This window comes from Brachybacterium squillarum M-6-3, assembly GCF_000225825.1.
Taxonomy (GTDB): Bacteria; Actinomycetota; Actinomycetes; order Actinomycetales; family Dermabacteraceae; genus Brachybacterium; species Brachybacterium squillarum.
This window is the reverse complement of record NZ_AGBX01000007.1, coordinates 145216-157668: the sequence shown is the minus strand read 5'-3', so window position 1 is coordinate 157668 and position 12453 is coordinate 145216. Positions and strand designations below refer to the sequence as shown.

Genomic DNA, 12453 nt, shown 5'->3' with positions numbered 1-12453 from the left:
GTCTTCGGGCACTCGATGGTCAGCCCTGCTGCGCGGAGCGGGGCCCGGCCCGGTCCGAACCGGCGGACCACGTTGCGGCTGGGCGGGAGCCTGCTCGTCCTCGCGCCCCTTCTTGCGGCGTGCAGCGGTTCCTCGGATGCCGCGAGCGAGGCGAACGCCGGGTACGTCTCCGGTGATGGGGTTGTCGTCGAGATCCCCCCGGAGGGTCGCGCCGATCCTCTGGAGATTCGGGGAACCACCTACGACGGCGACGACTTCGACTCCACGGCGCTGCGCGGTGCACCCTTGCTGATCAACGTCTGGTATGCGTCGTGTCCGCCGTGCCGGGTCGAAGCACCGGCGCTGAAGGCCGTGCACTCCGAGTACAGCGCCCTGGGAGTGGAGTTCGTGGGCGTGAACACGCGCGACAAGGCCGGGCCGGCCGCCGCGTTCGAGGAGACCTTCGGCATCACCTACCCCTCGATCCCCGACACCGACGGCGCGGTGATCGCGTCCATGGACGGCAGCGTCTCGCCCAACGCCGTCCCCACGACTTTGATCCTCGATGCTGAAGGACGAGTAGCCGCCCGGATCGCGGGCGCAGCCGATCAGAGCACCCTAGAGAGCCTCTTGGATGCCGTGCTAGCGGAGGCCGCCTGATGGGTGAACTGTTCGCCACCACCGTGCTGAGCGGACCCCTGGCCGCAGCCCTGCTGCTGTCGATGGTGGCCGGTCTGGTCGCGTTCCTCTCGCCGTGCGTGCTTCCGGTGGTCCCCGGCTACCTCGGATACATCACTGGGCTCACCGGAGGAAGCGCCGGGCCGCCCCGCACCGGCGATCCCGGGGAACGGCCATGGCGCCTGGTCACCGGCGCTGTGCTGTTCGTCGCGGGCTTCACGGCGGTGTTCCTGGTCATCGGCGGATTCGTCGGTGCACTCGGGTCATTGGTGATCCAGTACACGAGCGCGATCAATCGGATCTCCGGGGTGCTGGTCATCCTCATGGGCCTGGTGTTCGTGGGAATCTTCCCCCGCCTCTCCGGTGTGAAAAGGATCCGGAAGCGCCCCGATGCCGGACTCGCCGGCGCCCCGCTGCTCGGGATCACGTTCGGCTTCTCCTGGACCCCGTGCATCGGGCCGACGTTCGCCGCGGTCGCCGCACTCAGCCTCGGGGAGGCATCCGCGAGCCGCGGCGCTCTCCTGGCTTTCGGCTATGCGATCGGGCTCGGGATCCCGTTCATCCTCTTCGCTCTCGTGTTCCGGCGCGCCCTCGGAATCTCCAGAGTGCTGTCCCGGCATCGCCGCACGCTCCAGATCGTTGGCGGCTCCGTGCTCATCGCCATCGGACTCCTGCTGGTCTCCGGAGTGTGGGAGCAGTGGATGGCACTGCTCCAGGTGCGGATCGGCAACTTCACCACGATCGTCTGATCGCTGAGCCCGCCGTACGCGGCCGGCTCAGCGGTCAGACGATTGCTCGGGGCAACCGGATGGTGAAGGTGGCTCCCCGCCCTGAGCCCTCACTGGCCGCGGCCATGGTCCCGCCGTGCGCATCGACCAGGGCTCGACTGATCGTCAGGCCGATGCCTGAGCCGGAGTTCTCACGGGTGCGGGAGCTGTCGGCGCGGAAGAAGCGTTCGAACAGGCGAGACCGGTCCTCAGCGGTGAACCCTTCGCCGTCATCCGCTACCGCGATCTCCACCGTGCTGCCGTGGGTGGCTGCCGAGACCGTGACTGTGCCTCTGGGTGACGTGTGCCGCAGAGCATTGCTCAGTAGGTTCCCGAGCACTTGAGCGAGGCGGTCGGGATCTGCGTGGATCGTCACGGAGTGGGGCAGGGCGACTTCTCGTCGTAATGCCACACCCGCTGTCTCAAACCGTTCCTCCCATTCCTGGAGTGCTGATGCCAGCAAGTCATCGACGGCGAGGGGGTGCAGCTGTACCGGGAGCTGGCCCTCCTCGGCCCGGGACACCTCACTGATGTCGTCGGCCAACCGCGACAGTCGCACGGTCTGGCCGGCGAGGATGGGCATGGCCGCATCGGCTTCGATGACGCCGTCGGCCATGGCCTCGTGATGCGCGGAGAGGGTGGCGATCGGGGTGCGCAGCTCATGCGCGAGGTCGGCGAGCAGTTGACGTCGGGTCTCTTCGACAGCATCCAGGCGTGCAGCCATGTCGTTGAGCGTGGCGGCCAGAGAATCCAGCTCGGTCCCGGCTCCGACGGAGGGCACGCGTGTGGAGTAGTGGCCTCGGGACAGTTCATCGACAGCCGAGGTGAGGCCGTGAAGCGTCTGGCGGAGTCGTCGTGCCAAGTTCCAGGTGACCAGTCCCGCGGCCAGGAGGGAGACCACCAGTCCGACTCCGAGGGCAAGTGCGAGCGCGTCGCGGTAGGCGCGTTCGATGTGGACGAGTTCGGCACTGCCCACGGGGAGGTCGGTCTGGAGCAGGTGGTAGTGGAAGACGGCGGGCCCGATGATCACCGTCAGCGTCGTGATGGTGAGTGCGCCGGCGAGCAGCACGATGAGCTGGCCGATCATCAGGCGCGAGGCCAAGCTGGTGCTAGGCCGGACCGTTCGAACAGAGGTACTGGGGGCGGTCACGAGCTCATCCCTTCCCCATCCGGTATCCGATACCGCGCACCGTGGTGATGAACCGTGCGGACTCAGCCGACTCGTCGAGCTTCCGGCGGAGGTTGGCGATGTGCACATCGACGAGATGGTCATCCCCGATCCAGCTGTCGCCCCAGACGGCCTCCATCAGCTGTCTGCGGCTGAAGGCCTGGCCAGGACTGAGCGCCAGGGTCATCAGGAGCCCCCTCTCGGTGGGGGTCAGCGGCAGTGGCCGGCCAGCGAGTCGTACTTCCTGCGCAGCCGTGTCGATCTCGAGCTCTCCGTACGTGCGCACTGTGTCCGAAGACGCCGTCCCGGATTCGGCGCGAGGCCGCCGCAGCACGGCCTGGACCCGGGCGACGAGCTCACGCACGCTGAACGGCTTGGTGAGGTAGTCATCCGCCCCCACCGACAGCCCCACCAGGCGGTCCACCTCCTCGGATCGCGCCGTCGTGATCAGCACGTAGCAGTCCGAGAAAGTGCGGATCCTGCGCATCACCTCCAAGCCATCTAAACCAGGCAGGCCGAGATCGAGGACGATCACGTCCGGCGCCAGGGCACGGGCCATCTCCACCGCCTCTGGACCGCTCCGCGCGCTCGCAGTCGCGTAGCCGGCCTTCACGAGATACGCCTGGACGACGTCCGACAGCGCCGCTTCGTCCTCGACGACGAGAACCATCGCTGCCGTTCGATCCGCTTCGCTCCTCATGGCTCCAGTCTGGTCTCCGTTCCTGGACCCCGCGCGTCTACGGAAGTGCAGGCGGACTATCTGGACCAGATCTTGAGGAACTCTCGACGAGATCTTCCCCCGCCCCGGGGGAACCTGGTGGGGACCGTGTCGCGTACGTACTCGACCAAGGGAGCTGCTCGATGATGCCGACCGATGCGATGTCGTGGCTGATGTGGGCGATGGTCGCCGGTCTCCTCGTTCTCCTCTGGGCCTCGGCGCTGCTGCTGGCACGCACCGTGTTGCCCGGGCGCCCCCGACGCGCTCGGGACGAGAACGAGGCGATCGGGGAACTCTCGCTGCGCCTGGCTCGAGGAGAGATCACGGCCGATGAGTTCGAGCAACGACGACGACTGGTCTTGGACGCCTGTCGGCCATGACACCGCCCCTCGCTCTAGAAGGACTGCACCTGTGAAGAGTATTTCCCGCCGCACTGTGTTCACCGGAGGTCTCGGTGCGGCAGCGCTGACGCTCGCGGCCTGCGGCAACCGCACCACCCCGACTGAGGCGGGGACCTTCGCGCCGCCTCCTGCCCTGACGCCGAAGGCCGGTCAGAACGTCGTCACCCAGACCCTCACCGCGGCGCCGACGACGGTGGACCTCGGAGGGAAGACGGTCTCGACCTGGGCATACGGCGAGTCCCTCCCCGGGCCGCTGATCCGCGCCACAGCCGGCGACCTCCTGCGCATCACGCTCGAGAACCGGCTGCCGGAGGCCTCCACGATCCACTGGCACGGCATCCGACTGCACAACGCAGCCGACGGGGTGCCCGGAATGACTCAGGACCCGGTCGAGCCGGACACCTCTTTCAGCTACGAGTTCGTCGCCCCCGACCCCGGCACTTACTTCCTCCACTCCCACGTCGGATTGCAACTCGACCGCGGGCTCTACGCCCCACTGATCATCGACGACCCCGACGAACCCGGGGACTACGACGCGGAATGGATCGTGACCCTCGATGACTGGATCGATGGGACCGGGCAGACCCCCGATGAGGTCCTGGCCGCGCTGACCAGCGCCGGGCCCTCAGATACCGGCGGCATGGAACACGGCAACATGCCCATGGGCGACGACACCGCCGACGGTGGATCCGGAGGCATGGATCACGGCGGCATGCCGATGGGGAACGCACCCTGGGGAGACGCCGGTGACGTGGCCTACCCCCACTTCCTCATCAACGGCCGGATCCCCGAAGCACCGCAGATCTTCGACGCGAAGCCCGGCCAGCGCGTGCGCATCCGCATGATCAACGCCTCCGCCGACACCATCTTCGCTCTCGCGCTCGGCGACCACGACCTCTCCGTCACCCACTCGGATGGATTCCCCGTCGAACCGGTCACCGCCAAGGCGCTCTACCTCGGCATGGGCGAACGGTACGACGTGGTGGTCACCGTGAAGGACGGCATGTTCCCTCTGGTGGCCCGTCCCGTCGGGAAACCCAGCGGCGGCCAAGGGCTCGCCGTGCTGAAGACCGGTGCCGGGGAAGCGCCCGCTCCGGACGTCCAGGTCAGAGAGCTCGACGGGGAGGTCCTCATCGGATCCACTCTGGAACCGGCCGAAGCCTCGCGACTCGAGGACCGCGCCGTCGACACCGAACTCGAGCTCGCATTCCAAGGCTCGATGCGGCCGTACCAATGGGCCATCAACGGCGCCCCCTACGGGCAGAACACGCCACTCAGCATCCGCGAGGGACAGCGTGCGCGCATCCTCGCGACCAACCAGACGATGATGAGCCACCCCCTCCACATCCACGGGCATACCTTCGCCCTGCCGTCGGGGCTCCGGAAGGACACGGTGATGATGGCGCCCATGGAATCGTTCGCCCTCGACTTCGATGCGGACAATCCGGGCCGGTGGGCAGCGCACTGCCACAACGCGTACCACCAGGAAGTCGGCATGATGACAGGGATCGACTACGCGCCCTGACGCCGTACGGCCACGCCCCCGAGGGCGCCACGGTGAGACCGGCTGCGTCACTGCGATCGATTCGACCGACCGTCACCTCATCGTCCGCGGCGTTCACGAACAGACGTGTGCCAGCGACCAACCTGCTCGCCGGAAGGCCCGCATGGAGCGTGCCTTCCCGTTGTTCCCCGCCAGGGGAGACCCTCCGACGTTGTCGGGGGCTCACCGAGGTGACCGACCTCCAGGTGAGCGCCCAGACGGTTCGCCTCGTCGTCACCTCCGAGAACGAAATCGACGACACCACGGTCCTCGGCGCAGTCGAGGAGGCCGGTTCAGTCAGATGATTCAGAGTGAGAGGGAAGATCTCGCTACGGTGGGTTCCTCCCTATCATGGAGCCCAGAGCTCTATGCCCCGCCCTGCCGAAAGGTCTGATCGTGATGTATTTCGGGATTGTGGCCATGGCCTTGGTGGCGATGCTGACCCTCGTGGCGCTGTTCGCGGCGCATCGTGTCTTGACGGTTCACGTCGATCCGTTGACCTCGTTGCCTGCCCAATCTGGATGGGTGCCCCAGGAGCACGCCCTATCGCGCTTCCACGTGCGTTGGTATCTTGCGTCCATCATCTTCCTGGCCTTCGACGTCGAGATGCTGTTCATGTACCCCTGGGCCGTGGTCGTGATTGAGAAGGGGCTCTCCGCAGTCGTCGAGATGTTCCTCTTTCTCGGCGCTCTGCTTGTCGCTGTGGCCTGGGCTTGGCGGGAAGGGGCGTTTCGATGGGTCTGAACGAACTCCTCGCCGGACTCGCCGTCCGTGCTGCCCACGTCCTCGTTGTCGAGCCGCCGGGCCAGTGGTCGACACGTGTGGAGCTCGAACATCAGATGCTGCGCCGTGGATGGCGACGGGCGTGGACCCCAGCCGATGCGGACGTCCTTGCGGTGTGCGGCGTGCCCGGCCCTGAACTGGCGGAACTGGTGGACCTCATCTGGGAGCAGATGCCCGGTCCGCGGGTACGCACCAGCATCAGCTCGCCCGACGCTGTGGCATCGGCTCTACGCACCGCCGCAGACCTCCTTCTCGACACTCCCCGTCATAGAGCAGATGCGCAGGGCCGACTGCAGGAACCTCAGCTTTCTGACGACTCCAACGACATGGACGACGGGGACCTCGACCATGGTGAGCACGACGGGACGCCCCACGAAGAACACCCCGGTATGAGGAACCCAGACCATGGCGAGATGGAACATGACCAGGCGGGCCACGAGAACCACGACGGCCATGGCGGCCACGAGGGTCATGGCGGCCACGAGAGCCACGAGGGTCATGGCGGCCACGGCGGAATGGACATGGCTCCGGGGGGCATTCCGTTGGCCCAGGGCGGGGAAGACCGTGACGGTCTGGAGATGGATGTCCTGCAACTGCCGTTGGGACCTGTCTTGCCGTTCTGGCCGGCAGGGCTGGTCCTTCGCTGCTCGTTGCAGGGCGATGTCGTGGTCGACGCCGAGGCAGCTGTGATCGATAACGGGGGCTACGGGACTCCGGAGCAGGCGAAGCGTCCCGGCCCCATGCCCGTGTCCGCGGCGGTGCGGTGCGACAATGCCCTGGCGTTGCTGGCACTTGCGGGGGCGGACGACGCGGCAGCCCGTGCCCGCCATGCCCGGGACACTCTGTTGCAGGGCGAACAAGATGCTGCCCAGGACGCCGTTGAGCGGTTGTACCGCACAGTGCGGAAATCGCGGCTGCTGCGCTGGTCTCTGCGGAGCGTTCTGCCTCTCACCTCCGCTGATCTAGAGCGTCATGGCTTGCCGAGCCGTTGTCTCGGGGACGCCCACGACCGGTTGCTGTGGAGCCTCGACGTGATCCGGGCCGAGACACGCAACGAGGAGCCCGTGGAGCCGATCGACGGGGGCGTGGTGCCTTGGGCGATAGTGCCGCACCTGGTGACAGGGTTGGAAGTGGCCTCTGTGCGGCTGGCGGTGGCGAGCTTGGATCTTGTTCCGTTCCCAGCCGTCCAGGAGACGAGGCATGTCTGAGTCCCTGGTGACGACCGTTTCTGCCGGATGGGCCGTACTGGCAGCCATCATTCTGGGTGGCCTCGCGTTCTTCGCTGTTGCTCTGGAGGCGGCATTGTCCGCTCGCGCCCACGGCGCCTCCGGTGGCTGGGTGGCGCCCGTGGCCCGCACCGCACGGCTGCTGCGGCAGCGGCGCCGGACCACCGTGGCCGCGGACACGCTGCTGTGGCGGATCGGTGGCGCAGGTCTGCTGGTCGGGGCGTTCGCAATGGTCGCGGTGATTCCGTTGGGGCGCTGGACGCTGGCGGACCTGGACGTGGGGGTGGTGTGGTTCAACGCCGTGGACGTCATGGTCTGGGCCCTGGTGTGGTTGGCCGGGTGGGGCGCAAATTCGACGCACAGCCTGGTGGGTGGCTACCGGTTCCTTGCCCATGGGCTGGCTTACGAGCTCCCCTTGATGTTTGCACTGGTGGCCCCGGCGATCGCGGCTGGCAGTCTTCGCGTCGGAGAGGTGGCTGCCGCGCAGGAGGGCCTGTGGTTCGTGGTGTGGATGCCGGTGGCGTTCCTGGTCTATCTGATCGGTGTCACCGGGTTCTCGGTGTGGGGCCCGTTCGCCCCGGCCCTTTCCGCGGACATTGCCGGTGGTGTGCTGAGCGAACTCTCCGGGGTGGACCGCCTCGTTTTCCTGGCCGGGCGCTATGCGTTGTTGGCTGCCGGGGCGGCCTTCGCGGTACCGCTGTTCCTGGGCGGGGGCGCCGGGCCCGTGCTGCCGGGCTGGGCATGGTCGCTGGTGAAGACCGTGGCGGTGCTGACCGTGCTGGTGTGGCTGCGGCGGAAGCTGCCGATGCTCCGACCGGACCGGTTCATGGAGATCGGGTGGATGATCCTGCTTCCAGCGGCCGTGCTCCAGGACCTGGTCGTGTCTCTCATCGTCGTCGGGAAGGGCTGAACCGTGCTGGTCACAATCGTGTTCTGGGTACTCGCCGTGGTGGCCGTGGCCGCGGGCGTAGCCGTGTTCGTGGTGGACTCCATGGCCCGGGCCACCTACGCCCTAGCGCTGTCGTTCATCGCCGTGGGAGTGCAGATCCTCCTCTTACAGCAGAGCTATCTCGGGGTCATCACGATCTTGATGATGGTGATGGAGATGGCGGTGATGGCCGTCTACATGGTGATGTTCATGGGCATGAACCCGGCGCTGATGCCGATGGACATGACCCACGGGAAGAAGACGGCGATCGGCGCCTCGTCCGGCGTTTTCGGGATGCTGGCTGCCGGCGCCCTGCTCATCCCCTGGCCGGAGCGACGCGGCGCCCCGCCCGAGGACCTCACGCACGCGATCGGCTTGGAGATCATGGGCGAGAAGATGCTGGTCATGGTCGTGGTGGGCGCGGTCCTGGTGGCAACCATCGTGTCCGGGGTGGTGCTGGCCGCTCATCGCACCCGCTACGACCGATTCGGTGACGACCTACGCCGCCGCCCGGCCGACGATCCCCAGCCGGGGGGTGTGGGCCGATGACCCTGGAAGCCGTGCTGGTGGTGGCCGCCGCGCTGTTCGCGGTAGGCCTCTACGGAGCGCTGTCCCAGCAGGTGGTGGTGATGGTGATGATGGGCCTGGAGCTGATGATCAACGGGGTTCTGCTGGCCGCCGCCGGATTCTGGTGGTTCCTGGCCCCGGACCCCTCCGGGCAGGTGCTGCTGCTGGTGGTGCTGGCGGCGATGACCGTGGAGATGGCCATGGGCTTCGCCGTGGCCACGCTGCTGCACCGCCGGCGCCAGACCGACATGACGGACATGGCCGAGGAGCTGTCCCGATGACCGGGGCCGAGGGCGCGTTGCTCGCCATGGTGCTGCTCCCGGGGAGCATGGGCGCCGCGCTGGCCCTGACCCGCCGGTGGGAACGCGTTGCGACACCGATCGCGGTGGCCACCGCTGGACTCACCACAGCACTGGCGGCAGTCGTCGCCCTGGCCCGGCCGGCGCTGTCGGCCCCGTTCCTGGCCGGCGCCGACTTCGCACTGGAGGTGGATGCCCTTGCGGCGCTGACCGCACCGATGATCGCCGCGGTGGCCTTCCTGGTGCTGGTCTTCGCGGCCGGGAGCATCCGGGAGTCCCGGGCCCGCTTCCACGGGCTGATGCTGATCTTCTCCGCCGCAGCCTTGGTCACGGCCTCCGCCGCCAGCATCCCGGCGCTGCTGTTCGCCTGGGAGGTGATGGGCGCGACCTCCTACGCCCTGATCGGGTTCTGGTGGCGGGAACCGCGCCGGGTCTCGGCGGGGCTCACCGCCTTCCTCACCACCCGCACCGCCGACCTGGGCCTCTACGTCGCCGCCGGCGCCGCCCTGGCCGGCGGAGCAGGCATGGCGCTGTCCGACCTCCCGGCCGCGACGGACCCGTGGCGCCACGTCGTCGCGGCCGGGATCATGGTCGCTGCACTGGGGAAGGCCGCACAGCTGCCCTTCTCGTTCTGGCTCTCCGGGGCGATGCAGGGTCCCAGCCCGGTGAGCGCGCTGCTGCACTCAGCGGCGATGGTGGCCATGGGCGGCTTCCTGCTGCTGCGCGTGGAGCCGTTGTTGGCTGCGACCGGGTGGGCCGGGCCAGTGGCCGCCTGGCTCGGGATGCTCACCGCGGTGCTGATGGGCATCGTGGCGCTGGCCCAGCGGGAGCTCAAACAGCTCCTGGCGGCCTCCACGGTCGCCCAGCTGGGGTTCGTCGTTCTCGCTGCCGGTGTCGGCGCGGTCAGTGGCGGCGCGGCCCATCTGGTGGCGCACGCCTCCACCAAGGCCCTGCTCTTCCTGGCTGCCGGGGCGTGGCTGACAGCGTGGGGCACCGAAGATCTCGCGAGACTACGCGGAGTGGGGCGTCGGTGGCGGGTTGTCGGGGTCTGCGCGAGCGTGGGGGCGCTGGCCCTGGCGGGGATCGCCCCGCTGTCCCTGTGGGCGACCAAGGACGCCGTGCTGGCTGCTGCGCTCGAGGCCTCCCCGTGGCTCTACGCCGCCGGGTTGCTGGCGTCCGCCCTGTCGGCCGCCTATGCCGGCAAGGCCCTGTGGGCGATCTGGCGCCGCGGGGACGGCGCGGGAGTCCGTGCGGGCGGCACCGGCCAGGTGGGGGCCCTGGAGCAGGCGCCGCTGGTCGTGCTGGCCGCCGGCGCGGCCGGGCTCGTCGTGCTGGCTCTGCCCCCGCTCAGCCGGGCCCTCGCCCAGACACTGGGCGGGCACGGCGAGGTCTCGGCCGTCGAGCTGGCTCTCTCGGCCGTGATCGCGGCCGCCGTGCTGCTGCTTTTGCTGCGGCTACGCGCCCCCGAGCCGAGATGGGCCCGTGAGTGGCTGGGGCTGGAGAGGATCGCGCATGCCGTCGTCGTCCGCCCGTCCCTGTCCCTGGCGCACGCCCTGGCTCGGTTCGATGACCACGTCCTGGACCGCACCGTGATGGCCGCCGCCGGGGCGGTGCCTGTGCTAGCGCGGATCGCCGCCCGTGCCGACGACCGGATTCTCGACGGCGGGGTCGACGCCACCGCGCACGCCGCCGACGTGACCGGTCAGCTGGCGGCGAGGGTCGATGACGACGGGGTGGACCGTGGGGTGGAGATCCTCGCCGGTAGGGTCCGCCGGCTCGGGCATCTGGCCCGGATCCCGCAGACCGGAGCCATCCACCAGTACTTCCTCCAGGCCGTCGCGGTCCTCACGATCGGCGTCGTGGCCTGGTTCGTCTATGCCGTGATGGGATGAGCATGCTGAGCCTGATCGTTTTCCTGCCCCTGGCCGGCGCCATCGTCCTGGCGGCGATGCCGACGATCGGCCCCGCGGTCGCCCGCTGGGCCTGGGTCGCCGTGAGCGCGGTCGAGCTGGTGCTCGTCGGAGTGCTGTGGGTCGGTTATGAGGACCCGGGGCAGAACGCACTGGCGTACGAGCAGCAGGTGCCGTGGATCCCGGGGGTGAACAGCAGCTATCACGTGGGCGTGGATGGTCTCTCGTTACCGCTGGTGGCCATGACGACGATCGTGTTCCTGGCCTGTGCCGTCTACGCCCTGCGCCAGCCCGACCGGCCCCGGATTCAGGCGGCCCTGTTCCTGTTCCTGCAGGGCGTGAGTCTGGGGGTGTTCGTGGCAGCCGACCTCATCCTGTTCTTCGTGTTCTTCGACCTCTCGATCGTGGGCATGTACTTCGTGATCGCCGGATGGGGCCATGGCAACGCTGCCCGCTCGGCCCTGAAGTTCTTCCTCTACACGTTTCTGGGATCACTGGCCCTGCTGCTGGGCTTTATCGGGCTCTACGTGGCCGCCGCACCGCACACCTTCGACATCCCTGAGCTTGTCGCGGCCACCCCGCTCGATGACAGCCCGCTGACCGGGGGGCTGGTGCTGGCGGCGATCGTAGTCGGTCTCGCGGTGAAGACCCCCACCGTTCCCTTCCATACCTGGTTGCCGCCAGCCCACACCGACGCCCCGGCGACCGGTTCGGCCGTGCTGGCTGCGGTGTTGCTGAAGATGGGGACCTACGGGTTCGTGCGCATCGCCATGCCGATGCTCCCGGAGGCGTGGCGGTCCTGGGCCTGGGCGATCGTGGCGATCGGTATCGTCTCGGTGCTGTACGGAGCGTTCGTGGCGCTGGCCCAGACGGACCTCAAGCGGATGGTCGCCTACACCTCCGTCAACCATATGGGCTACATCGTCCTGGCCCTGGGTGCGGCGGGTCTGGTCGCCGAGGGTGCCGAGCAGGCCCGCTCGGTGGCGGTCACCGGTGCGGTGGTGCAGATGGTCAGCCACGGGTTGATCACCGCCGCGCTGTTCCTGCTGGCGGGGGTGATGCAGGATCGGGCCGGCACCTATGACATGGGTTCCTACGGAGGCCTGGCCGGTCCCGCGCCGCGGTATGCGGCGCTGTTCGCGGTCGGGGCCTTCGCCTCCCTGGGCCTGCCCGGGTTCTCCGGCTTCATCGCCGAGTTCCAAATCTTCGCCGGCAGCATCGCGGTCGCCCCGGTCACCGCCATCGCCCTGCCGGGCATCCTGGTCACGGCCGCCCTGTTCCTGCGGGCGCTGCAGCAAGTGTTCACCGGCCCCACGGAGGGCCGATCGCCCGGGTTCGCGGATCTGCGCGTCCGGGAGCTGTGGTCGGTCGGTCCGCTGCTGGCCCTCTCCGTGCTCATCGGGGTGCTGCCTCGAGTTCTGCTCGAGGTGATCGAGCCGGCCTCCGCGGCCCTGGTCTCCTTGGTCGGGAGGTAGCCGGTGGAGGC

At 68.6% G+C, this 12453-nt stretch carries 13 protein-coding genes; 11 read left to right on the top strand and 2 right to left on the bottom strand.

Annotated features, from left to right (window positions below):
- Positions 1-15: 15 nt before the first annotated feature.
- Both OM98_RS10285 and OM98_RS10280 read left to right on the top strand, forming a co-directional pair.
- Positions 16-639 carry a TlpA family protein disulfide reductase gene (locus OM98_RS10285; protein ID WP_010534541.1) on the top strand — a complete coding sequence of 208 codons (624 nt, stop codon included), beginning with the start codon at positions 16-18 and terminating at the stop codon, positions 637-639.
- Positions 639-1406, top strand: a complete 768-nt coding sequence (locus OM98_RS10280; protein ID WP_010534540.1) for a cytochrome c biogenesis CcdA family protein — start codon at positions 639-641, stop codon at positions 1404-1406. The genes OM98_RS10285 and OM98_RS10280 overlap by 1 nt, the downstream gene beginning before the upstream one ends.
- A 34-nt stretch (positions 1407-1440) precedes the next feature.
- Here OM98_RS10280 and OM98_RS10275 read toward each other — a convergent pair whose 3' ends face one another.
- Positions 1441-2511 (bottom strand): sensor histidine kinase, encoded by a 1071-nt coding sequence (locus tag OM98_RS10275; RefSeq protein WP_050812675.1) that lies wholly within the window; start codon positions 2509-2511, stop codon positions 1441-1443.
- Positions 2512-2578: 67 nt separating this feature from the next.
- A complete protein-coding gene (locus OM98_RS10270; protein WP_029362809.1) occupies positions 2579-3292 on the bottom strand; it encodes a response regulator transcription factor in 714 nt (237 codons plus the stop codon).
- A gap of 161 nt (positions 3293-3453) precedes the next feature.
- On the opposite strand from OM98_RS10270, the gene OM98_RS10265 reads away from it, so the two are divergent.
- From OM98_RS10265 to OM98_RS10220, 9 genes are all read left to right on the top strand, one after another.
- Positions 3454-3690, top strand: coding sequence for an SHOCT domain-containing protein (locus OM98_RS10265; RefSeq protein WP_010534537.1), 237 nt, complete (start codon positions 3454-3456; stop codon positions 3688-3690).
- A gap of 31 nt (positions 3691-3721) precedes the next feature.
- Positions 3722-5236: a multicopper oxidase family protein gene (locus tag OM98_RS10260; RefSeq protein ID WP_010534536.1), complete on the top strand. Its 1515-nt coding sequence runs from the start codon at positions 3722-3724 to the stop codon at positions 5234-5236.
- 417 nt (positions 5237-5653) lie between these two features.
- Positions 5654-5998: an NADH-quinone oxidoreductase subunit A gene (locus OM98_RS10255; protein WP_010534535.1), complete on the top strand. Its 345-nt coding sequence runs from the start codon at positions 5654-5656 to the stop codon at positions 5996-5998.
- Positions 5989-7245 carry a hypothetical protein gene (locus OM98_RS16000; protein WP_217491418.1) on the top strand — a complete coding sequence of 419 codons (1257 nt, stop codon included), beginning with the start codon at positions 5989-5991 and terminating at the stop codon, positions 7243-7245. Before OM98_RS10255 ends, OM98_RS16000 begins: the two co-directional genes overlap by 10 nt.
- Positions 7238-8173: a complex I subunit 1 family protein gene (locus OM98_RS10240; RefSeq protein ID WP_010534532.1), complete on the top strand. Its 936-nt coding sequence runs from the start codon at positions 7238-7240 to the stop codon at positions 8171-8173. The genes OM98_RS16000 and OM98_RS10240 overlap by 8 nt, the downstream gene beginning before the upstream one ends.
- A 3-nt stretch (positions 8174-8176) precedes the next feature.
- Complete coding sequence (locus tag OM98_RS10235) at positions 8177-8740, top strand: NADH-quinone oxidoreductase subunit J (RefSeq protein WP_010534531.1); 564 nt, start codon at positions 8177-8179, stop codon at positions 8738-8740.
- Positions 8737-9039 carry an NADH-quinone oxidoreductase subunit NuoK gene (locus OM98_RS10230; protein WP_010534530.1) on the top strand — a complete coding sequence of 101 codons (303 nt, stop codon included), beginning with the start codon at positions 8737-8739 and terminating at the stop codon, positions 9037-9039. Before OM98_RS10235 ends, OM98_RS10230 begins: the two co-directional genes overlap by 4 nt.
- On the top strand, positions 9036-10949 hold the full coding sequence (locus tag OM98_RS10225) for an NADH-quinone oxidoreductase subunit 5 family protein (RefSeq protein ID WP_010534529.1): 1914 nt from the start codon (positions 9036-9038) through the stop codon (positions 10947-10949). Before OM98_RS10230 ends, OM98_RS10225 begins: the two co-directional genes overlap by 4 nt.
- A complete protein-coding gene (locus tag OM98_RS10220) occupies positions 10946-12442 on the top strand; it encodes a complex I subunit 4 family protein (RefSeq protein ID WP_245528766.1) in 1497 nt (498 codons plus the stop codon). Before OM98_RS10225 ends, OM98_RS10220 begins: the two co-directional genes overlap by 4 nt.
- Positions 12443-12453 lie beyond the last annotated feature (11 nt).

Excerpts from the sequence above, each read along its gene's own strand:
- OM98_RS10265 (WP_010534537.1), top strand. The coding sequence starts at position 3,454 with ATGATGCCGACCGATGCGATGTCGTGGCTGATGTGGGCGATGGTCGCC.
- OM98_RS10220 (WP_245528766.1), top strand. The coding sequence starts at position 10,946 with ATGAGCATGCTGAGCCTGATCGTTTTCCTGCCCCTGGCCGGCGCCATC.
- OM98_RS10285 (WP_010534541.1), top strand. The coding sequence starts at position 16 with ATGGTCAGCCCTGCTGCGCGGAGCGGGGCCCGGCCCGGTCCGAACCGG.
- OM98_RS10280 (WP_010534540.1), top strand. The coding sequence starts at position 639 with ATGGGTGAACTGTTCGCCACCACCGTGCTGAGCGGACCCCTGGCCGCA.
- OM98_RS10240 (WP_010534532.1), top strand. The coding sequence starts at position 7,238 with ATGTCTGAGTCCCTGGTGACGACCGTTTCTGCCGGATGGGCCGTACTG.
- OM98_RS10225 (WP_010534529.1), top strand. The coding sequence starts at position 9,036 with ATGACCGGGGCCGAGGGCGCGTTGCTCGCCATGGTGCTGCTCCCGGGG.
- OM98_RS10255 (WP_010534535.1), top strand. The coding sequence starts at position 5,654 with ATGTATTTCGGGATTGTGGCCATGGCCTTGGTGGCGATGCTGACCCTC.
- OM98_RS16000 (WP_217491418.1), top strand. The coding sequence starts at position 5,989 with ATGGGTCTGAACGAACTCCTCGCCGGACTCGCCGTCCGTGCTGCCCAC.
- OM98_RS10230 (WP_010534530.1), top strand. The coding sequence starts at position 8,737 with ATGACCCTGGAAGCCGTGCTGGTGGTGGCCGCCGCGCTGTTCGCGGTA.
- OM98_RS10270 (WP_029362809.1), bottom strand. The coding sequence starts at position 3,292 with ATGAGGAGCGAAGCGGATCGAACGGCAGCGATGGTTCTCGTCGTCGAG.
- OM98_RS10275 (WP_050812675.1), bottom strand. The coding sequence starts at position 2,511 with ATGATCGGCCAGCTCATCGTGCTGCTCGCCGGCGCACTCACCATCACG.